Below are 21,371 nucleotides of genomic sequence, written 5' to 3' on the forward strand. Positions count from 1 at the left end.
TACGGACAAAAATCCTAAACACTGTGCCAAACCAATACGCTTTTTACTCGGCAGCAGATTTTGTCATCGACGATGCTTTTTTAAAGCACCAACTTACCCCTACCCCTGCTTCAACGGACTGGTGGAATCGCTGGCTTGCTGAAAACCCATCCCAACAAGAAGAATGGAACAAAGCAGTGCAGTTGCTCGAAGCCGTGCGTTTGGGATTGAACGATTATACCCGTACTTACCTCACCCCCGAAACAGAAGCGATGTTGTTGTCGCGCATTCAGGCCACCAACCGACTGCACGACGAAGAGGAAGCGCCTACTCGCTCGCTGTGGAGTCAGCCGTGGATTCGGTACGTGGCAGCGGCCAGTGTGGTAGGTTTGATAAGTATCGGCTGGTGGGGACAGCAGTCTTTTCAACGCCGCGCTCAACCCTACCAAGCGTACGTGGCAACCCTCGATGAGTCAAAGATTGAGAAGGTAAACCAAGGCGATAAGCCTCTTCATTTTCAGCTCCCTGACGGCTCGAAAGTCACCCTTTTTGCCAAAAGTCGTTTGAGTTTTGATCATTTTTTTGGAAAAAAAAATCGCAGTGTTTATTTGTCGGGAAAAGCCTTTTTTGAGGTCAAAAAACAGCCCAATTCGCCATTTTTTGTGTATGCCAACGAACTGGTCACCAAAGTATTAGGCACCAGTTTTGTGGTACAAGCATACCCCAACGACAAGCAAGTGGAAGTCCAAGTAAAGACGGGCAAAGTATCGGTATTTACCCAAAACGACCCCTCAAAAGCCCAAAAGTTGGGCAACCGCGAATTGGAAGGAATTGTATTGACTCCTAACCAGCAAATTACGCTCAATCGGCAAGAACTCCGACTGGCGAGGGCCTTAGTACCCGAGCCCCAGCTTTTGGCTCAGCCTATACCCCTGCCAGCTTTCGAGTTTGAAGAAGCACCCGTTCCGCAGGTGTTAGACCTCATTGAAAAAGCTTATGGTATCCATATTGTCTATGATGCCGAGCTTCTCTCCTCTTGCACCCTCACGGCTTCCCTTTCGGAGGAATCGCTCGCCCAAAAAATCAAACTGATTTGCCAAGCAATAGACGCCACCTCAGAAACCATTGATGCCCAGATTGTTATTTACTCCAAAGGTTGCCATTAGTTCCACTCTTTATATTCATTTTTTAATACCTAATCATCCCTCTTCTATGAGAAATCCTTTACGACTACGCAGTTTGGCGATGCGGACGGTTTGTGTAACCTGCACCCTGCTACTACTGTCAGTATTACTGATTGGTGTGTCTTACGCCCGCGAAACTTTCGCCCAAGAGTTGCTTCAGCAACGCATTACCCTTAAAGCCGACGAACAATCGGTAAAGGCAGTTTTAACAAAAATCGAAAAGCTTACATCGGTAAAGTTTTTGTACAGCCCTAGCCTCATTAAGTCGGAGCGCAAGGTCAATCTCAATGCCGTCAACGAGCCCCTCAGCAAAGTACTTGAATCGCTGCTTAGTCCGCTGCAAGTTTCGTACGAAGTAGCGGGAAAACAAGTCATTTTAAAGCAAGAACCCCTTCCTCAACCCGTCGAGAAAAAAGCATCCGTTAGTCATGAACCCTTCGCGATTGAGCAACCTATTACGGGAATCATCACCGATGCCAAAGGAGAGATTTTGGCGGGGGTAAGCGTATTGGTCAAAGGAACCAACCGCGGAACTTCTACCAACGGCGAAGGGAAATATAGCCTTGTCGCCCAACCTTCCGAAACCCTGGTTTTCTCGTTTGTTGGCTACATCAAGAAAGAAATTGTGGTTGGCAATCAGACGGAAATCAACCTTGTCTTAAACGAAGACACCCAAACCCTCGGCGAGGTGGTTGTCACGGCTTTGGGTATCAAACGCGACAAACGCGCCTTGGGGTATTCGATTCAGGAAATCAACGGCGAAAGCCTTGCTCAAGCCAAAGAAGCCAACGTAGCTACCTCATTGGCAGGGAAGATTGCGGGTGTACAAGTAACACGCGCAGGCAACGGAGCAGGCGGGTCGTCGCGGGTTGTGATTCGGGGGGCCAATTCCTTGGTGGGAAATAGCCAGCCACTGTACGTCATCGACGGGATTCCGATGGATAACAGCAACGTAAATTCACCCAGCCGCTGGGGAGGAATCGACTACGGCGACGGAATCTCCAACATCAACCCAGAAGACATTGAAAGCATGTCGGTTTTGAAAGGGCCAAACGCCGCCGCCCTATACGGTCAGCGCGGAAGCAACGGGGTCATCTTGATTACGACTAAATCGGGCAAATCACGCAAGGGCGTAGGCATCAAATACGGCATTGATTATTCTGTCGGTGACGCGCTAGTTTTACCTGATTTTCAAGACGAATACGGTCAAGGACTTGACGGAACGTTTACGCATTTCCGTGGCAACGATGGCAAAATTTATACGTGGGCAGCCGCAAAAGCCGCTAATATTCAAGGTATTCCCAAAATGAGTGGCGGACGCGACCGCTTTACCCGTGCCAGCTGGGGAGCCAAAATGGAAGGACAACAGTACGAAGACCAATGGGGAAATGTATTGAGCCTTACCCCTCAACCCAACACTTTCCAAACGTTTTTCAACAAAGAAAGACAGATGGCCAATAACATTAGCCTTGAAGGCGGAAACGACAATGTCAACTATCGTTTATCGTTTGGAAATACTAAAATCGACGGTTATACCCCAGGGAATACCCTCAACCGTAATAACATTAGCCTTCGTACAATGGCGAAACTTACTCCCAAGCTTGACCTTGACGTAAAAGCCAATTACATCGGTCAACGGGGAAACAATCGCCCTACGGTTTCGGATGCCGCCGACAACCCTGCCTATCTTTGGATCAGCCAACCGCGCTCCATTCCTATGAGCATTTTGGAAAACTCGACTTGGACGGCGGAAGATGTAAGCAAACAACTGGGCTACGGCACCACTCCTTTTATTGGGTTGGAAAAAACGTACGCTACCAACTCTTCAACAGCCAACCCTTATTGGACGCGCGACCATACCCGCAACTCCGACGACCGTCAGCGTTTGATTGGTTTGATAAAATTGAGTTATCAGTTTAATGATTGGATTCGTTTGACGGCCAAAACAGGTACTGACTTTTATACTGACCAGCGTCTTCGCTACCGCGAAAAAGGCACTTACCAAAGCCAAAACCGCAATGGTGATATTATTGAAGAAGTAACGCGCGTCCGCGAAGACAACAGCGACGTATTGCTGTCGTTGACCCCTGAGTTGTCAAAAGATTTTTCATTGTCGCTCAACCTTGGCGCCAACCACCAAAAATTTTATGCCCGTACCACAGGAAATACGGGGACGGAATTTATTGCGCCTAATTTGTATTCCATCAACAACACCCTCATCAATTCCTACGTTTTCAACCTTTCTGAATCATCCATCAATTCCGTTTATGCCGCAGGTTCAGTAGGTTTTCGGGACTATTTATTTGTTGATTTCTCTGCCCGCAACGACTGGTCTTCTACCCTTTCTCCCGCCAACAACTCCTTTTTCTACCCTGCTGTGAGCGGTAGCTTGGTCGTAACCGATGCCTTGAACCTCCAAAATTCTACGTTGAGTTTCTTAAAAGTTCGTGCCTCGTGGGCACAAGCGGGAAGTTCAGGAAGCCCGTACCAGTTGACGGGTAACTATGCGCTCGACCAAACACCACACGGGGGGCAACCTTTGGGTTCGTTTACCTCAGTTATTCCAGACCCTAACCTCAAAAACGAATTAACAACGTCGCTTGAATTAGGTCTTGAAGCCCGTTTTTTCAAAAATCGTTTGGGATTGACGTTTGCGTACTACGATGCAAGTACAAAAAACCAAATTCTCAATATTCCATTGCCTCCGTCGAGTACTTTCACGTCACGCCGCATCAACGCGGGCGAAATTCGTAACCACGGCATTGAATTGTCCCTCACAGGAACGCCCGTGCGGACCGAAACAGGCTTCTCGTGGGATGCTACTTTCAACTTCTCGCGTAACCGCAACCAAGTTGTTGAATTGGCCGAAGGAGTCTCTACCTTCTTATTGGGCGACGACCGCAACGTGCAAGTTATCGCCACCCCAGGCAAGCCATTCGGAACCATCATCGGTAACGGTTTTCAATGGTTACGCGACGACAAAGGCAATCGTTTGATTGACCCAACGACAGGTTTGCCCCTCAAAACCAATGCGAAGTTGTTGTACGAAATTGGCAGTGCGTTACCCAACTGGATTGGTGGATTTAACAATACCTTCCGCTACAAAGGCTTCAGCTTGTCTGGCTTGATGGACGTAAGCCAAGGTGGAAAAATATTTTCACAAAGTTTGCGCGAAGAATTGGTATTCGGAACCATCAAAAAGACCCTTCCTGGGCGCGATGGCTCGTATGTCGCCGATGGTGTTGTAGCCCAGAAAAACGCTGATGGTACTTGGACAAGCACAGGCCAAGGCAATACCAAACAAGTAAGAGCTCAAGACTACTGGAACGTAATTGCCCCTGACAAAGACAACGTTGTGTCGGAAGAAATGCTCAACGACGCAAGTTATATCATGTTCAGAGAACTTACTTTCAACTATCAATTGCCGTCTAAAATCATCAGCAAAACGCCTTTCCGCAACATTCGCGCGGGAGTTTATGGACGCAATTTGTTCTACTTGCAACGCAAAACCGACGGCTACGCCCCCGAAGCCTCGTCGTTCAACGTCAACAATTCCTCGCTGGGTCTTGAGTCCACCTCGTTGCCATTGTTACGTTATTTTGGCTTTAGCTTGAATTTAGAACTCTAACCACCTCTTTCCTCTAACGACTTTCAACTCATGAAATCTATAAAAATCAAATCGCTTGTTATGATAGGGGCGCTTTTTGTAGCGCAAGGCTGTACCGAAGATTTTGAAAAAATCAATACGCCTCCTACGACCCTTTCCACCATCGACCCAGGGCTTATTTTGTCCAAAGCTCAAAAGGACGCCGCTTTTTCGGAAGGTTACGAATACCCCAACAACCAATTTGGCTCGTGGATACAACACTGGGCGGGTGGCGTGCTTATTTCGAGCTCTAGGTACATCCAACAAACCGACGATAACCTTTGGAACGACCATTATGCCCTGATTCGGAATATTTCGCAAATCAGAACTCAATTGCTCAAAGGACGTGAAAATGACCCCAAAGCACGTACCAAACTAGCCATTGCAAGGATTGTTGAGATTTCGATTTGGCAACGTTTGACGGATTTGTTCGGCGACGTTCCTTTCTCCGAAACTGCCTTGGGCGTAGATGCGGTCAATAATCAACCGAAGTTTGATACGCAAGATGCTATTTATAAAAAGTTGATACAAGACTTGGACGCGGCGCTCTCTCAAATTACGCCAACCGACGATAGCTACGGGGCAGCTGACTATTATTTCAAAGGCAATCTTACGCAGTGGAAAAAATACGGCAATTCACTCAAGTTGCGCCTTGGAATGCGTATCCGTTACGCTGACGCGGCTTTGGCCCAAAAAACCGTTACCGAAGCCATGGGTCAACCCTTGCTTGAAAGCAATACCGACAATGCGGCCGTACCAACATTTAACGACGCAACCAACGCCAACGTACACCCAGTGTTGAACCATTGGCTGGCGGGTAGCCCCGACCTTAAATACTTAGCAGCACCCTTGGTAGCTCAGTTGGTGAACTCTAAAGACCCGCGCCTTGCACGCCTTGTGCAACCCACGGTCAATTCTGTGAAGGCTGGTACCCCCGCTTACAAAGGAATTGGTGTGGCCCTTACAGATGAGCTTTTGAAAACAATCATCAAAGACGACTATTCAACTGCCTCACAAACAACGTTTTTTAACAAAGCTTATAGCCCAGCCATTCCGTGCTTGGCCATGTCGTACTCAGATGTTTGTTTTTACAAAGCCGAAGCAGCCCTCGAAAACTGGGGCGCGACGCCTGACCAAGCGGAGAAGTTTTATCAGGATGGGGTAAGAGCTGCTTTGGCACAAAACCCATACAACATCACCACAGTACCCGCTGATTTTCAAAAGGAGCTCTCATTTACGGGTTTAAGTAAAGACGAAAAGTTGGAAAAAATCGGTACCCAAAAATGGATTCAGCTGTTTGGCCGTTCGTACGAAGCTTTTATCGAATGGCGCAGAATGGGGTATCCTGCTTTGAAAGCAGGACCAAATTTGGGCTCAACCAACGGCCAAATTCCACGCCGAGCTATTTATTCGTCTCGTGAGACTTTGCTAAACAAAACCAACTATGACGAAGCCGTTAAGCGCCTTGCCAACGGCAACTCATATACCTCTAAGGTGTGGTGGGATAAGAAATAACCACTGTTTCTATTTTACGTTAAGGCAAACCAAGCTAATTTTGGTTTGCCTTTTTTTTTCTTAACTAAACATAAACGGCTTCCGTTTCCCAAGTAAATTGAGGAAGTTTTATGGTACTTAAAAGCTGTTCCTCCAGCATAGTTGCCCACTCCGAAATATACAGCACCACGTCATCGCGATAATTATGACGTAAATGACGCTTATTTTCGGGCAAACGATTCAAAATTCGTCGGTCCGACAGTCGTTCTAAATGCTTCAAATCGTCCGAATCCAACCCTGCGTCTATCATCTCATTGATGAGCAAATCCATCGGTAGCCCGCTCGTAGGGCAATAGTCATTCAATTGCTCATTCCAATCTCCCCTGCCGTTGGCCAGGGCATGGGCATGGATTTCGGCTTTGGTAAGCTTCGTAATTTCTTGCGCTAAATTTCCACAATTGCAGCTCCCCATGTGTCCCCATTGGTACGGAGAGCCTTGTTCAATCTTACGAGCCGTTCGACGAAGAGCGGCAATGAGGTCGAGATTAGGACGTGCCATAGCCTTATACGTTTTTATTTATGGTTTATGAGAAATCAAACCGAGTGTCTAGGTTTTTTGTTTTCAAGCAATTTATGTATTTTTTTGTAAAGCAGTCAATGAATATTACAATCAATCATGACCCTAAAAAAACAATTCGTCCCCTCCACCTTCCTGTTTGGGATTTTTCTTCTGCTCAGTTCATGTAGCCGCAAATACGTTCCTGACACTACTTACAGTGTTGAACAAATCAAGCAAGATTTTAAGCTCATGCGTCATGCGTTGGAAGAATCTCACCCAGGGATTTATCGTTACACCTCCTCTGATTCTATTCGTTGGGTTTTTGACCAAACTGAAAAGCTGCTCGACCATCCCATGACGGAGCTGGAGTTTCGGCGCACGGTCAACCCCATCTTTTCGTACATCCGTTGTGGTCATACCGATATTTATCCGTCGAAAGGGTATTCAAAATACATCAAAAAAAACAAACCAAAAGAATTTCCTTTGGGGCTGTATTACGTTGAAAACAAGCTTCGTATTCTCCAAAATCGAACAGACGACACTAGCCTGGTCGTTGGCACCGAAGTAGTATCCATTGATGGGCAACCTGCGGCTGATATTATTGCAAAAATGCGCCAACTCGTTCCTTCCGACGGCTACAATCAAACGTTTAAAACGACGGTAATCAACGGTAACTTTGGCGGTTTTTATCGCTATTTGTACGGAAATAAAGAAACATTTGAAGTCACCGTACAAGATTCGTTAGGTAAAAAAAGGGGGCTTAAACTTAGTTTTAACAAACCACCCAAACCTACCAAAAAAGCCAGCATTCCTGTCAAAACGGCCAGCAATCAACCACCCAAAACGCCCGTTGCAACGCCCAAATTGATGGTCAAAACCAATCCAAAATTGCGCACTTTGAAGCTATCAGAAAAAGACAGCACAGTGGCTATTTTGGACATCAACACCTTTAGCGACGACCGTTATCGACGATTTTATCGCCGTTCTTTCAAAGCATTAAAAACCCAGAATATCAAACACTTAATCATTGACCTACGGGCCAACGGTGGAGGAAAATCAGACGCGAGTATTAATTTGATGTCGTACCTCCTCGATGCCAATTATACAGTCTATGACACGGCGGCGGCCATCACCCTTCGTCCTTCGTACCAACACTATTACGGGCACAAATTTCCACGCTGGTTTACGCGTTATTTTTGGTCAAAAAAACTCCCCGACGGTCGCCGAAGCAGCCGTTCCGCCCAGCGCGTTCAAAAACCGACCCGTCGCTATGGTTTCAAGGGAAAGGTGTATTTGCTCACCAATGGCGGGTCGTTTTCCGCTGCGGCCATTTTCCCCTCCATGATTCAACAGTACAACCCTCGGGCGGTAGTCATAGGCCGCGAAACGGGCGGCGGGCGCCACGGCTGCAATGCGTTTATTTCCCCCTACCTGACCCTGCCGCATACGCAGGCAAAAGTGCGCATTCCCGTGTTTAAATTGGTACTTAACATTCCTGGAGCCGACATTGGCCACGGTGTACAGCCCAATGTGCCCATTGAATACCGTTTTGAAGATGTCAGAAAAGCCCGCGATTTGGACGTTGAGCGTGCCTATGAATTAATCAACGCCTCCAAAAGTGAAAAATAAGCTGCCATGAGAACCAAAGACGAAAGTAAGGTACAATTGATTCTGAAAACGGCCCTAAAGATGATAACCCGTGTGGGCTTGGCTGGCCTCAAAATGTCGGATTTAGCGAAGGAAGCAGGCGTAGCGACGGGAACTGTTTACATCTATTTTGAAGACAAAAATCAGTTGATTCGGGAGTTGTATTTGTACCTAATGCACGAAAATACCAACGACCTTACCCAAGAACTCACGGGAGATGAACCTTTGAAAATAAAAATTAAAAAAATGGCCCGTAATTTTCTGGAAAACAATATTCAAAACCCAGAATACGGTGCTTTTTTAGAACAATATTTTCGCTCTCCTTATTTTCAAGAAGACGATACAACCCGCAAAGAAGAAGATCACGCCTTGCAGCCTATTTACCAGCTCGTACTCGAAGGACAACGCCAAAGCTTAATTAAAGAGGCAAATCCCGAGCTTTTGGTAACGCTGGTATCGGGCATGTTGCATGAACTGGCTAAACAAACGATTTATACCCAAAAACCTGTTTCGGCTGCCGATTGGGAAATGACTTTCAGCGTGATTTGGGACGGCATTCGTGCCTAGAAACGAATAGTGTTATTTTGAGCAAAAAACTAATCCCCTAGCCCTTATGCTTTTTTACACGTTATTGAAGTTTATCCTCAAAATTGCCCTTAGGGTATTTTTTCGACGGTTTCAGGTGGATGGACTTGATAAATTGCATCGGGCGAAAGGGCCACTCATTTTGGCCGTAAACCACCCAAATACGTTTATGGATCCGCTCATTATCGCTACCTTGGTGCGGCAACGGGTCGCCTTTATTGCCAATGGCAGCATTTTCAATCGGTTTACGCGCCCCATTTTTAGGTACTTCCACGTCATTCCTGTGTATCGAAAAAAAGACACCAGTTCTGATACACTTTCGCCCGCCGAACTCAACAAGCGAACTTTTCAGCGTTGTTATGATTATTTAGAAACCAAAGGAACAATTCTGATTTTTCCCGAGGGGACGAGCGAAATTGAACGACGGTTGCGAGAGATAAAAACAGGAACGGCCCGCATTGCCCTTGGTGCTGAAGCCGAGCACGGGTTTGATTTAGGGGTTCAAATTTTACCCATCGGCCTCAATTATTCTGACCCTACGCACTTTCGATCGGAGGTTTTTGTCAACGTAGGCGAGCCCATTCACGTCCGTGACTTTAAGGAAAGTTACCATCCCGATTCGTTTGAAGCCGTTGAAACCCTGACCGATTTGATTCAGCAACGACTTACAGAAACCGTCATTATCACCGAGGATGCGGAAGAGGACAGCTTGGTGTTGCAGGTGGAAAAACTGTACAAAAACCAGCTTTTTGATGAACTTCAACTCAACCAAAAAGTAAAAAAAGACGAATTTGGGCTCATTAAACAGCTGATTACCGCTGTTCGATACTTTGAAACGCAGCATCCTGACAGGCTAAAATCACTGCAAGTGAGGATGACAAATTACTTGGATTCACTTCAAAAACTTCACCTTTCTGACCGAATTTTCACCCAAACCAAACGGTTGTATAATCATCTGAGCAGCACACTTTTTACGCTTCTACTTGGCCTTCCTTTCTATTTGATTGGCCTCATTACCAATTACATACCATATATTTTACCTTCAAAAATTGCACGCCTGATTTCGTCAGACATTAGCTATCGTGCCCCAATCATGATGACCGTTGGGATTTTACTTTTCCCGATTTTTTATGGTTTTGAAGCATTTATTGTTCACTCCCTATTTCAGCAGCGCTGGATTACCCTCGTTTTTGTCGCATCGCTACCTCTGCTTGGTTATTTTGTGCTTTGGTATTGGGATCGTCTTACCCGACTTACTCACCTTTGGCAAGCCCTTCGATTGTTTCGACAAAAGCCCAGTTTAATGGAGTCGCTTACGAGTGAACGTGCTAAAATCTTTAAGGCATTGGAAGAAGCAAAAACACTCTATTTAACTACTAAACGCTAAACCCACAATGAAGAGAAGAACTGTCCTAAAAAGCGGAATGGCGCTCCTAGGAGTGGCTGGATTGAAAGTTCCGAACGTAGCTTCCGAGCAAAATCGGGGCAGTTTTGCCCTCGATGGAAACGTAGTGCGATTTTACCACTCAGCCATCAAAGAACGTTTTAGCATAACGATGGTGGCAGATACGCACTTGTTTAAAGACGATGACCGCGGCGTTCCTTTTCAGCAATTCAGCGGAAGAATGGCCAAAGCTTACAACCAAACCATTCATTTTCAAACGGGAGCAGCTACCAATCCAGAGGAGAGTTTTCGAAAAACGCTTGAAATAGCGAAACAAGAGCAATCCAAATTGGTCGCTTTGATTGGTGACATTTTCAGTTTTCCTTCGGAGGCTGCCGTAGAATGGGTGGCGTCTCAGCTAAAGGAAGCGCAACTTCCCCACCTCTACGTGACAGGAAACCACGATTGGCATTACGAAGGCATGGAAGGCTCAAGCCACTCGTTGAGAGACACTTGGATACAAAAAAGGCTTCGACCAATGTACCAAAACGACCATCCTCTGATGAGCACTCGCGAAATCAATGGCATCCGATTTCTGGCACTTGATAATTCTACGTACCAAATTACCCCTGAACAGTTGGCTTTTTTCCGAAAAGAGGTTGCCACCCAGCAACCAGTTGTGCTCATGGTTCACATCCCACTTTATGCCCCCGAACGCTCTTTAGGATTTGGCTGTGGGCACCCAAAATGGAACGCCCAAAACGACAAGAATTACCAACTCGAACGCCGCGAGCGCTGGCCTGAAACGGGTCATTCTCAGACTACCTTGCAATTCCACAAAGAAGTGTTTTCTTGTCCCAATTTGCTTGGTATTTTGGCAGGACATACCCACAAGCCAACCCTCGACATTGTGAATGGCATTCCTCAAGTCATCACTCCGCCCAATGCAGCAGGTGGGTATTTGAAGGTGGAGTTAGTTCCAATCAGCTGATGTTCGATTGCATAAACCCCGACTTTTAGTATATTTTTATTAAGCTAAAATGAGAACCAGTAGCATTTGGAGACATCCCCCCTGTGTAATTATGGGCTATTTTCAGTTGAATTATATCCCCAGAGTTCAAGTAGATATAATCTGATGTTTGTGAAGTAGAATTTGTAGCTGAAGACAAATTTGTAAAAGAATTTAGTCTAAACATTGTGTTATTTTTAAAAATATAAATTGTCAAGAAATAATTTACAGGGTTTGAGTCGAACGTGCCTGCTGTAAATGTGGAAGAAAATTGATAAACACCACTTTTATCAACCTGATATGAATTATTTGTCAATGTACCATTTCCATATTTAAAACTTGGGGTGTTTAAATAGGCAACAGAAGGCGAATTAGGATATGTACAACAATTGTTGTAGGAACCAATCGAACTTGAAAAACCTTCTTGAGAAACGGCCTGTAACTGCTTCCAGCTTGTCCCATCGTAGGTAAACAGGGCATTTTCAGGAAGTTTAAATACAAAACTACCAGTTGAACTGGTTGGGAATGTAGTAACAGTTGGCACAACAATTTCATTTGGTGTAATTTGTGCACTCTGGCAGAAAGCAGCCGTAAAAGCAAAAAAGAAGAGAAGAGTTGTTATGACTCTCATTTTAGTGTTTTTTTATAGTTTAACTTACTTAAAGTTCTACAAAAGTATTACTATTTTGAAATTACCCAAAAACAAGTCATTTCTGAATACACAGTTATTAAATACGTTGTTTATTAAGTTTCTTTATAATTTACCCGCAGATTTACGCTGATTCTAAAACCACAGATAACCGCAGATTTTGGGTGATTAATTCGGCTAATGAGCTTATCTGCGCCAATCCGCGTTGAATTTTAATCTGCGTTTATCTGCGGGATAAAAAATATCATACTACTTTTCAAACAAGGTATTAAATAAGAAAAACAAATTATATTTCAATCTATTATTTGATTTATATAAAAATAAAATCTAGATTTTTATACAACTATTTTGTCGTAAAATTATAACTGTCCTCTATGTGTTTTAAAAGGAATGCTATTAAGACCTGTATTCATTAGTACAACTTAAATTCTTGAATTTTAATCAATTCACAAATGCCTGTCCTCCCTCTATATAAACCCAGTAAAATCCCGCTAACGATACCACTTCGTTTTGCCAAAGACCCGCTTTCATTCATCAGAAGTGGTTTTTCAACCTGTGGGGATACCTTTCGATTACGCCTTTTTAGAGACATCGTTTTTTCGAGAGACCCCGCTTTTTTTCGGCACGTCCTTCAACAAAATCACCGTGGTTATGCCAAAGGAAAGGCATTTACAGAGTTAAGTAAAGTGCTCGGGAAAGGACTGCTAACCAGCGAAGGAGACTTTTGGCTGCGGCAACGGCGTCTGATTCAACCCGTTTTCCACCGTGAACGAATGCTGGGGTTGTATCAAATCATGGCAGAATTAACCACTCAGTTTGTCAACGATTTTGAAGCAAACCGAGACCAATCAGCCATCGACCTCGACGAAAAAATGATGGCCATCACCGCCGACATTGCGCTCAGAACCTTGTTTACCACCATTACCAACGAAGATAAGGCAACGATTTATCAGCAAATCAATCGTACCCAAGAATTTATCATTGCCAATATTCGGAAGCCTTTTCTCAAACCTTGGATGGCCATTAACGGCGCTAATCGTCGTTTTCGGGCTGATTTGAGCTATTTTAATCGCCTCATTTTTGATATAATTGAACAACGCCGCGCTTCGAGTCAGCCGCAAGATGACCTTTTACAAATGCTCCTCGACTGTACCGACGAAGAAACGGGTCAGCAAATGAACGACCAACAAGTTCGGGATGAGGCGATTACGATGTTTGCCGCAGGGCATGAAACTTCCGCCAACGGCCTAAATTGGTTGTTGTTGGAGCTATCGAAACATCCAGAGATGGTTCAAAAAATCCGTGAAGAATGTTCAATTTTTGACACTGTTCCGACTTGGGAACAACTTTTGCAACTCACTTACACTCGTCAAGTAGTGGAAGAAGGTTTGCGGTTATTCCCGCCCGCTTGGGCTGTTGCTCGCGAAGCCATCGCTGATGATGTAATTGAGGGTTTTGAAATTCGGAAGGGCACCATTGTATTTTTACCCATGTACGAGCTTCACCGTAACCCCGAATTTTGGCACAATCCGCTTTCTTTTGCCCCCACTCATTTCACCCCCGAAAACGTCAAAAATCGCCCCAAATTTGCCTACTTACCCTTTGGCGCGGGGCCACGCATTTGTATTGGTCAGCAATTTGCCCTCATCGAAATGCAACTGATTTTAGCATCCTTACTCAAACGATTCACGTTTGTACCCGACGACACCCACAACCCCAAAATGTTTCCACTGATTACACTCAAACCCATGAATGGTATCAAAGTTTGGGTAAAATAAATCACAACTCCATTTCAAACAATCTCACCAAGTGCCCTTTTAATTTCTCTGCTACTTCGACCATAGTGAGCTCTCTACCAAGCTCTTGCTGTAAAGAGGTGACGGCTTTGTCGCTAATACCACAGGGAATAATATTCCCAAAAAAGTTCAAATCCGTATTGACGTTAAAGGCAAATCCATGCATGGTCACCCAGCGACTACACTTGACACCCATCGCGCAAATTTTACGGGGATTTTGTCCATCTTCATGCCCCAACCAAACTCCCGTTAGGCCGTCGATTCTCCCTGCCGAAAGTCCATAATCGGCACAAGTCAAAATGACGGCTTCTTCCAATAGGCGCATGTATTTGTGAATGTCGGTAAAGAAATTTTCCAGGTCTAAAATAGGATACCCGACCAGTTGCCCAGGCCCGTGATACGTGATGTCTCCTCCCCTGTTTATTTTATAAAATTGCGCTCCCGCTGCGTTCAGTTGTTCGTCGTTCATCAATAAATTTTCTTGATGACCACTTTTACCTAATGTATATACGTGCGGGTGCTGGCAAAACAACAAATGATTGGGCGTAAACTGTTGTTCTTCAACGGCAAGCTTTCGGTTTTGCGTTTTGATGGCGACGGTTTCGGCCAACAAGCGTTCTTGATAATCCCAAGCCTCTTGGTAATCAATTGTACCTAAATCTTCAAAACGTACTTCTTTATTTTGAATCGTATTCATGCGGCTACGTCTTTTAAACCTATAAGGTTTTGTTCTCGTCGATTTTTCAAACCTTATAGGTTTTATTTATTCTACTTTCCCAAACCTATAAGGTTTCGCTCTCGTCGATTTTACAAACCTTATAGGTTTTCCTTATTACATTTTTTTCAAAGAGTTGGTTCGTGACGGCGAATTAGCCAATTTTGCGCCCGTTATTGAAGCCTCCATTTCATTACTAACGTAGCTCCGAATGATATTAATTGCCGACAGCGGTTCGACCAAAACGGACTGGCGAATTATCGACCACGAAAACAATGTCCAACAGGCTAAAACCATTGGCCTCAATCCTTATTTCCAAGATTCCGATTCGATAGCCAACGAACTTCGACAAAACCTTTTGCCTTCCATCGTTGGCGAAGTAACCGAAATCTACTTTTATGGCACAGGTTGCGCTGGCGAAGAACCTTGTGCCATCGTTCGTCGAGGCTTGCAGGCCGTTTTTCCAACCGCGCACTTCGTTGAAGTCGATAGTGATATGTTGGGGGCTGCCCGTGGCCTTTGTGGACACCAAACGGGCATTGCTTGTATATTGGGAACGGGTTCCAACAATTGCTTATACGACGGCAAAAACATCGCTGACAAAATCCCTTCGTTCGGGTTTTGGCTCGGCGATGAAGGTAGCGGTGGCCATTTAGGGAAAAAAGCCGTTTTAGCCTTTTTACACAAAGAAATGCCTACCGACTTGGCCGAAAAGTTTGCCAAACGTTACGGACTTACCCGCGAAATCGTGTTGGAAAATGCCTACAAAAAACCATTTCCCAACCGCTATTTCGCCAGTTTTTCCAAATTCCTTTTTGACAATCGAAACCACCCCTTTGCTTATCAATTGGTTTATGATGCCTTCGGCGAGTTTTTGGACAAGTATGTTGCCAAGCTACCCAATTACAACCAGCACAAAATTCACTTCGTTGGTTCGGTCGCTTTTTACTACAACGACATCCTACGCCGCGCCGCTGCCGACAAAGGCATGACCATCGGGCACATTATGGAAACCCCCATTGCTGGACTAACCCTTTACCACAAGGAGAAAGGATAATTTGAAAATTCATGAATGTGATAATTTGAAAATTGAATTTCGTAAACTTTAATTTTCAAATTATCGCATTTTCAAACCGATGGCTCAATTGAACATTTTTCAAATCAACCCTTCTAATTTCGCGTATTGCAACAGCATTATTGTCTTCCCATCCCTGATTTCACCCGCTTTTATCATATTTAGGGCTTGGTCAAACGGCAACTCCAGCACTTCTATGTTTTCATGCTCATGTTCGGCCCCGCCTCCTTCGTTTACTTTCATAGCAGCTTCGTATTCTGCCACAAAAAAGTAAAGAATTTCGGTGACTGAACCTGGAGACATGTAGGCTTCAAACACCTTACGCACCGACGAAACTCGGTAACCCGTTTCTTCTTCCGTTTCTCGACGAATACAATCTTCCGCGTTATCTTTGTCCAAAAGCCCCGCGCAGGCTTCAATGAGCATTCCAGTTTCGTTTCCATTGACGTACGTAGGCATTCGGAATTGACGCGTTAAAATCACCGTTTTATTTTGGGGATGGTACAACAAAATCACCGCACCATTGCCACGGTCGTACGCCTCTCGCGACTGCCGTTGCCATTCGCCCGACTTATTTTGGTAATCGAACGTGATTTTTTTGAGAACGTACCAATTGTCCGAAAGCAATTTTTCCTCAATGATTTGAACGTTAGGATTCATAAAAATGATTATTTTTGATAAATTTTGATTATTTTTGAACAAATCAAAGCAAAATCCATGAGTTATCAAAGCAGAAAACAAATCATCCTTAAAATATTGGATGAAAAAGGCGACGTTGACGTCAAGGAATTGGCACAAGTACTTGAAACGTCGGAGATTACGGTACGTCGCGATTTAGGGACAATGGCTTCCGACGGCCTGCTTTATCGAACCCACGGAGGAGCTATGAAGTTAAGTTTGGTCAATCAGCCCATCAGTTTTGTTCAAAAATCAGCCGTCAATGCCGATAAGAAAGACCACATTTGTCGCATTGCAGCGGCACAAATTCAAGACGGAGACGTTATTTTTATGGATTGCGGAAGCACCGTTTTTAGGATGTGTGGCTTTATTCGGGACAAACGCATCAAAGTCATTACCAATTCGTTACCTGTGGTACACGAGCTCCTCAACAGCGCCGTTTCCATTAATCTCATAGGCGGCGAAGTGGATGCGGAAAGACAAGCGGTTCACGGTAGCATGTCCATCGAACACATTCGACGCTACCAAGCCGACAAAGCTTTTTTGGGCGTTGGGGGGATTTCGGTTGAAAAAGGACTCAGTGCGGTCAGTGAAAAAGAAGCCGAAATGACACTGTCGATGGCCGCAAACGCCCAAGTCACTTATTTACTGTGTGATTCTTCAAAATTAGGCAAAGACAAATACCTCACTTTTGCCCCTTTGACTTTGGTAAACGTACTTATCACCGATGAACAATCTTCGGAGATTATTCAAGCATTCAAAAACGCAGGCGTAAAGGTTTTGCGATAACTAACTTCCCGAAAGCTTAGAGCTTTCGGGAAGTTGTAGAGCTTTCGGAAAGTTGTGCTACTAATCATTGATATGTCGGATTCTGAAACGAAGCAATGCCCAGAGAACCAAGTAAAGCATTCCGAGCAATACCCCAATCTCAAGGCTCAGGATGAGCGCTGTTCGGTCGGTGAGGCTTTGCCAAATGGCATTGAACAGTTCTTGTGGATTATGCAGGATGTCCCAACTGTTCCATCGACGAACTCTTCCTAAATAAATTCCAAAACCAGCTAAAGGGAAGCTGACGAGTAGTAAGAGATTTCCAATGGCTTTGGAATACGTTTTTTGCCAGCTTCGATGCATCCAATATACGGAGACAAGCCCGTTGAATAAGCTCACTTCCGCATAAAAAAAAAGCATAATCATATCGTGCCAAGTAAGGTCGCTCCCCATGTCCACCGACAAATGAACAAGGTCCGTAATCATATAAGGCGCATTGGGAAAAAACAAAACCCAAACAACGCTCCAAAGCCCCACCCATACATACCAATTATGAAAACGCTTAACAGTGACATCCACGATAAAAGCGACGATTAGGGGAATCCAGCTCAAAAACAAATTCCAATCCATTGAAAAATCGACCGCTTCTTTGAACTGAATTCTAACCATGTGGTATGTCAAAGCCACCATACTCAACAACAAGAGCAAAAGTAGCGGATAGAGCCCCTGCATGGTAATAATTGGGGGCTCAGATACCATAAAACGGTATTTCCAGAATTTATAAAGGAGACGTTTTAGCAAGACATTGAGGGTTAGTTTCACAAATAACGCTGAATTATATGCCGAAATTCAATAACCAAGTTAAAACTTTTGTGTAATTTGGCACGGCCAAACTAAAAAAAAACAAACACTCACCTAATAATAGTATGAACATCCACGAGTACCAAGGAAAAGAAATACTCAAAAAATACGGTGTCAGAGTCCAAGACGGCATCGTGGTTGATACCCCAGAACGCGCAGTAGAAGCCTACCGCACTATCGCAGAACGTACAAATTCTAAGTTTGTCGTTATTAAATCTCAAATCCACGCAGGTGGACGCGGAAAGGGTCAAATTGTTGGTAGCGAGCAACGCGGCGTTCAAGTGGTAAAATCACCTGACCAAGCTCGTGAAACAGCTACTAACCTCCTCGGACACGTGTTGGTGACGCACCAAACAGGCCCAGAAGGAAAAAAAGTAAACAAGATTTTCTTGGCAGAAGATGCGTACTATCCTGGGGCTTCGGAGCCTAAAGAGTTTTACATGTCAATTCTTCTTGACCGTGCTAAAGGGTGCCCTGTTATCATGGCAAGTACCGAAGGTGGTATGGACATCGAAGAAGTGGCCGAACATTCGCCTGAGAAAATCATCAAGGAGTGGGTGGATCCTCGCGTAGGTTTGCAAGGTTTCCAAGCCCGCAAAATTGCGTTTGCGTTTGGTCTTACTGGCAATGCTTTTAAAGAAATGGTAAAATTCGTTTCGGCGCTTTACAGTGCGTACATCGAATCGGATGCGGCCATGTTTGAAATCAACCCTGTGTTGAAAACTTCGGATGATAAAATCTTAGCCGTTGACGCCAAAGTAAACCTTGATGACAACGCACTCATCCGCCACGCCGACCTAGCCGACATGCGCGATACTAACGAAGAAGATCCTTTGGAAGTAGAAGCAGGTGAAAGCAACCTTAACTACGTAAAACTTGACGGAAACGTAGGTTGTATGGTAAACGGTGCTGGTTTGGCAATGGCTACCATGGACCTTATCAAGTTGTCGGGTGGTGAACCTGCGAACTTCTTGGACGTAGGGGGTGGCGCTAACGCAAAAACGGTGGAAGCTGGCTTCCGTATTATCTTAAAAGACCCGAACGTAAAAGCTATCTTGATTAACATCTTTGGTGGTATCGTTCGTTGCGACCGTGTAGCGACAGGGGTAGTTGAAGCCTACAAAGCCATCGGAAACATTCCAGTACCTATCATCGTTCGTTTGCAAGGAACCAATGCTGAAGAAGGTGCTCGCATCATCAACGAATCAGGTTTGCAAGTTTTCTCAGCCATCGAGTTCAAAGAAGCAGCCGCGAAAGTGACTGAAGTTTTGAAGTCATTGGGTCTGTAAGAAAAACCCATATTGTATTCTCATGGCAAGGCGCGACAAATGTCGCGCCTTGTTTTTTTGGAAAATATTTAAAATCTTTACATATCTACACTAAATATTTGATTCTGATTATCATGAGAAATACTGTTATTTTAGTGTGCTTAATTATCTTCAAATCAAGCACACTATTGTCTCAAGCACCGACTATTGTTGATTTTAACCCCAAAAAAGGGCCGATTGGAACAGAAGTCACTTTTATTGGGGCAGGTTTTCACCCAGTTCCTGATAGTAACATCGTTTATTTTGGTGCTACTAAAGCAAAAGTTATTCAAGCCTCACCAACTCAACTAATTGTCAACGTCCCCAACGGTGCGACGCCAAAATATCCTACGATTACAAATAGCATAAATGGGCTTACGGCATACGCTTCCCAGATTTTTAAGGTGACCTTCAAAGGGGCGCTTACTTTCCTGCCCTATACCAAAGTAAGTTCAGAAGGTTCTAGCCCAGTTGCTATACAGATAGCTGATTTTGATAATAATGGTAAAGCAGATGTTAATGTTACTAACTATGGACAAAGAGCGCCCATTCAGTACTCAACTACAACTATTTTGCAAAATTTAACCAGTTCAAGTAGCATTAATTTGAGCAAACCTACTCCTCTAACTATTCCTAATACTACCCAATCGTCAACGATAGGGGACTTAAATGGAGATGGAAAGATTGACATCATTCTTCAAGGTAGGGCTACTTACTTAAAAAATAACTCTAAAATTGATACTGTACTATTTTCTTCCATGACCCAGAACAACATAAATACTAATTTTGGAAGTAATGAATATGCTATTATCGACTTAGATAATGATGGAAAGCCTGAAGCCGTAGGAGCTTCAGCATTCAACAATATCATGGTATATCGCAATAATTCAACTGTAGCAGATATAAATTTTTCAGAATTATTGACCTTTGACACTGTTGTAAGTAGTTACAATATTTGCGTTGGAGATCTTGATGGTGACAACAAACCAGATATTGCCCTTTATACCTCATCCAACATTTCAGTCCTTAGAAATACAAGTTCAGCTCCAGGACAAATAAGCTTTGCGCCCGTTGTCAGTTTCCCGAAAACCCCCGATGTGTTCAATTATGGGGCTCGTTATGCAATCGCAATGGAGGATTTAGACGGGGATGGGCTGAAAGACCTAGCTGTTTCAAATGGAGGTGGTTATACTGTTTCAGTATTAAAAAATACATCAACAATTGGCACTATCAACTTCGCCCCTAAAATTGATTTCACCACAGGGTTTAGCCCTTATTCTGTTTCCATCGGAGATATAGATGGCGATGGTAAACCTGAGTTAGTTTCGGCAAACCAAGGCTCATATTCCATATCTATTTTACGAAATCTCTGTACTCCTGGCACCATCAGTTTCGCCCCTAAAACGGATGTAACGGTGGAACAACAACCCTATGCTGTTGCCATTGGGGATTTAAACATGGACGGCAAAACTGACATTGTTGCAGCTACTTTTAGTACGGTATCAATCCTTCAGCAAACCTCTACTACTAAGGGAAGTTTATATGCCAATGGCCCATTTTGTGGAGCAGGAAACGGACAGCTAACTTTTCTAGGTGCTGCGGGTAGTGGTCCTTACACAGTCGTTTATAACGATGGTGTAACCAATCGAACTGCAACCAACGTTTTCAGTGGGGTACCATTCAACGTGGCATCCTCCCCCATCAGTTCAACTACTACCTATCGGCTTGTTTCTGTTACAGACCCCAACAATTCGGTACAAACAACTGATTTTGATATTGATACAGCTACTATTACTGTTCAGAGTCCACCTGCAAATATCAACGTAACCGACAATTATACCTCGGGGAATTACCTTATTTCCGCGGGTAAAATTTCTGCTAACAACAAAATCTCCAACGCAACTGTCGAATACAAAGCTACTCAGTCAATAATACTTTTACCTGGGTTTTCGGCTGTTAGTAATGTATTTAAAGCTTCCATTGGCAACGCTTGCAATTAAGACCTCACGTTTTTCCACCCCAACTGTTACCTTTG

General features: G+C 44.3%; 17 protein-coding genes. 12 read left to right on the top strand and 5 right to left on the bottom strand.

What is annotated here, in order from left to right:
- The first annotated feature begins 23 nt into the window (after positions 1-23).
- Genes AC23N5_RS21070 through AC23N5_RS21080 form a run of 3 tightly spaced genes read left to right on the top strand, consistent with a single transcriptional unit; the run spans position 24 to position 6,324 of the window.
- Positions 24-1,145, top strand: a complete 1,122-nt coding sequence (locus AC23N5_RS21070) for a FecR family protein (protein WP_487757133.1) — start codon at positions 24-26, stop codon at positions 1,143-1,145.
- 46 nt (positions 1,146-1,191) lie between these two features.
- Positions 1,192-4,791, top strand: a complete 3,600-nt coding sequence (locus AC23N5_RS21075) for a SusC/RagA family TonB-linked outer membrane protein (protein WP_487757134.1) — start codon at positions 1,192-1,194, stop codon at positions 4,789-4,791.
- 30 nt (positions 4,792-4,821) lie between these two features.
- Positions 4,822-6,324, top strand: coding sequence for a SusD/RagB family nutrient-binding outer membrane lipoprotein (locus AC23N5_RS21080; protein ID WP_487757135.1), 1,503 nt, complete (start codon positions 4,822-4,824; stop codon positions 6,322-6,324).
- Positions 6,325-6,388: 64 nt separating this feature from the next.
- Here the strand turns inward: AC23N5_RS21080 and AC23N5_RS21085 are convergent, their stop codons facing one another.
- On the bottom strand, positions 6,389-6,862 hold the full coding sequence (locus AC23N5_RS21085) for a hypothetical protein (protein WP_183978005.1): 474 nt from the start codon (positions 6,860-6,862) through the stop codon (positions 6,389-6,391).
- Between the two features lie 117 nt (positions 6,863-6,979).
- On the opposite strand from AC23N5_RS21085, the gene AC23N5_RS21090 reads away from it, so the two are divergent.
- Genes AC23N5_RS21090 through AC23N5_RS21105 form a run of 4 tightly spaced genes read left to right on the top strand, consistent with a single transcriptional unit; the run spans position 6,980 to position 11,469 of the window.
- Positions 6,980-8,491 carry a S41 family peptidase gene (locus tag AC23N5_RS21090; protein WP_487757136.1) on the top strand — a complete coding sequence of 504 codons (1,512 nt, stop codon included), beginning with the start codon at positions 6,980-6,982 and terminating at the stop codon, positions 8,489-8,491.
- Positions 8,492-8,497: 6 nt separating this feature from the next.
- Entirely contained in the window at positions 8,498-9,076 is a 579-nt protein-coding gene (locus AC23N5_RS21095) for a TetR/AcrR family transcriptional regulator (RefSeq protein WP_183978001.1), read from the top strand.
- Between the two features lie 46 nt (positions 9,077-9,122).
- Positions 9,123-10,481: a lysophospholipid acyltransferase family protein gene (locus AC23N5_RS21100; RefSeq protein WP_487757137.1), complete on the top strand. Its 1,359-nt coding sequence runs from the start codon at positions 9,123-9,125 to the stop codon at positions 10,479-10,481.
- A 7-nt stretch (positions 10,482-10,488) separates the two neighbouring features.
- Positions 10,489-11,469 carry a metallophosphoesterase family protein gene (locus tag AC23N5_RS21105; protein ID WP_487757138.1) on the top strand — a complete coding sequence of 327 codons (981 nt, stop codon included), beginning with the start codon at positions 10,489-10,491 and terminating at the stop codon, positions 11,467-11,469.
- 25 nt (positions 11,470-11,494) lie between these two features.
- Here the strand turns inward: AC23N5_RS21105 and AC23N5_RS21110 are convergent, their stop codons facing one another.
- A complete protein-coding gene (locus tag AC23N5_RS21110) occupies positions 11,495-12,118 on the bottom strand; it encodes a hypothetical protein (RefSeq protein WP_487757139.1) in 624 nt (207 codons plus the stop codon).
- A 470-nt stretch (positions 12,119-12,588) separates the two neighbouring features.
- Between AC23N5_RS21110 and AC23N5_RS21115 the strand changes: the two genes are divergently transcribed.
- Positions 12,589-13,914, top strand: a complete 1,326-nt coding sequence (locus AC23N5_RS21115; protein ID WP_487757140.1) for a cytochrome P450 — start codon at positions 12,589-12,591, stop codon at positions 13,912-13,914.
- A 1-nt stretch (position 13,915) separates the two neighbouring features.
- Here AC23N5_RS21115 and lipB read toward each other — a convergent pair whose 3' ends face one another.
- The gene (lipB, locus tag AC23N5_RS21120; RefSeq protein ID WP_487757141.1) at positions 13,916-14,629 is read right to left on the bottom strand and encodes a lipoyl(octanoyl) transferase LipB; all 714 of its coding nucleotides are present in this window, start codon (positions 14,627-14,629) and stop codon (positions 13,916-13,918) included.
- A gap of 229 nt (positions 14,630-14,858) precedes the next feature.
- Here lipB and AC23N5_RS21125 point away from each other — a divergent pair, with 229 nt between their 5' ends.
- Positions 14,859-15,704, top strand: a complete 846-nt coding sequence (locus AC23N5_RS21125) for an N-acetylglucosamine kinase (RefSeq protein ID WP_487757142.1) — start codon at positions 14,859-14,861, stop codon at positions 15,702-15,704.
- Between the two features lie 99 nt (positions 15,705-15,803).
- Here AC23N5_RS21125 and nudK read toward each other — a convergent pair whose 3' ends face one another.
- Positions 15,804-16,382 carry a GDP-mannose pyrophosphatase NudK gene (nudK, locus tag AC23N5_RS21130; protein WP_487757143.1) on the bottom strand — a complete coding sequence of 193 codons (579 nt, stop codon included), beginning with the start codon at positions 16,380-16,382 and terminating at the stop codon, positions 15,804-15,806.
- 57 nt (positions 16,383-16,439) lie between these two features.
- Here nudK and AC23N5_RS21135 point away from each other — a divergent pair, with 57 nt between their 5' ends.
- Complete coding sequence (locus tag AC23N5_RS21135; RefSeq protein WP_487757144.1) at positions 16,440-17,189, top strand: DeoR/GlpR family DNA-binding transcription regulator; 750 nt, start codon at positions 16,440-16,442, stop codon at positions 17,187-17,189.
- 60 nt (positions 17,190-17,249) lie between these two features.
- Here AC23N5_RS21135 and AC23N5_RS21140 read toward each other — a convergent pair whose 3' ends face one another.
- Complete coding sequence (locus tag AC23N5_RS21140) at positions 17,250-17,969, bottom strand: DUF1361 domain-containing protein (RefSeq protein ID WP_487757145.1); 720 nt, start codon at positions 17,967-17,969, stop codon at positions 17,250-17,252.
- Positions 17,970-18,094: 125 nt separating this feature from the next.
- Between AC23N5_RS21140 and sucC the strand changes: the two genes are divergently transcribed.
- Together sucC and AC23N5_RS21150 are read left to right on the top strand one after the other, a co-directional pair.
- On the top strand, positions 18,095-19,318 hold the full coding sequence (sucC, locus tag AC23N5_RS21145) for an ADP-forming succinate--CoA ligase subunit beta (RefSeq protein ID WP_122930931.1): 1,224 nt from the start codon (positions 18,095-18,097) through the stop codon (positions 19,316-19,318).
- 98 nt (positions 19,319-19,416) lie between these two features.
- Positions 19,417-21,336 (top strand): FG-GAP-like repeat-containing protein, encoded by a 1,920-nt coding sequence (locus tag AC23N5_RS21150; RefSeq protein ID WP_487757146.1) that lies wholly within the window; start codon positions 19,417-19,419, stop codon positions 21,334-21,336.
- Positions 21,337-21,371: the final 35 nt, after the last annotated feature.

This window comes from Runella sp. R5_40 (genome assembly GCF_057652295.1).

Coding starts and splice junctions, on each gene's coding strand:
- AC23N5_RS21080 (WP_487757135.1), top strand. CDS start 4,822: ATGAAATCTATAAAAATCAAATCGCTTGTTATGATAGGGGCGCTTTTT.
- lipB (WP_487757141.1), bottom strand. CDS start 14,629: ATGAATACGATTCAAAATAAAGAAGTACGTTTTGAAGATTTAGGTACA.
- AC23N5_RS21075 (WP_487757134.1), top strand. CDS start 1,192: ATGAGAAATCCTTTACGACTACGCAGTTTGGCGATGCGGACGGTTTGT.
- AC23N5_RS21090 (WP_487757136.1), top strand. CDS start 6,980: ATGACCCTAAAAAAACAATTCGTCCCCTCCACCTTCCTGTTTGGGATT.
- AC23N5_RS21085 (WP_183978005.1), bottom strand. CDS start 6,862: ATGGCACGTCCTAATCTCGACCTCATTGCCGCTCTTCGTCGAACGGCT.
- AC23N5_RS21135 (WP_487757144.1), top strand. CDS start 16,440: ATGAGTTATCAAAGCAGAAAACAAATCATCCTTAAAATATTGGATGAA.
- AC23N5_RS21115 (WP_487757140.1), top strand. CDS start 12,589: ATGCCTGTCCTCCCTCTATATAAACCCAGTAAAATCCCGCTAACGATA.
- AC23N5_RS21100 (WP_487757137.1), top strand. CDS start 9,123: ATGCTTTTTTACACGTTATTGAAGTTTATCCTCAAAATTGCCCTTAGG.
- AC23N5_RS21110 (WP_487757139.1), bottom strand. CDS start 12,118: ATGAGAGTCATAACAACTCTTCTCTTCTTTTTTGCTTTTACGGCTGCT.
- nudK (WP_487757143.1), bottom strand. CDS start 16,382: ATGAATCCTAACGTTCAAATCATTGAGGAAAAATTGCTTTCGGACAAT.
- AC23N5_RS21095 (WP_183978001.1), top strand. CDS start 8,498: ATGAGAACCAAAGACGAAAGTAAGGTACAATTGATTCTGAAAACGGCC.
- AC23N5_RS21125 (WP_487757142.1), top strand. CDS start 14,859: ATGATATTAATTGCCGACAGCGGTTCGACCAAAACGGACTGGCGAATT.
- AC23N5_RS21105 (WP_487757138.1), top strand. CDS start 10,489: ATGAAGAGAAGAACTGTCCTAAAAAGCGGAATGGCGCTCCTAGGAGTG.
- sucC (WP_122930931.1), top strand. CDS start 18,095: ATGAACATCCACGAGTACCAAGGAAAAGAAATACTCAAAAAATACGGT.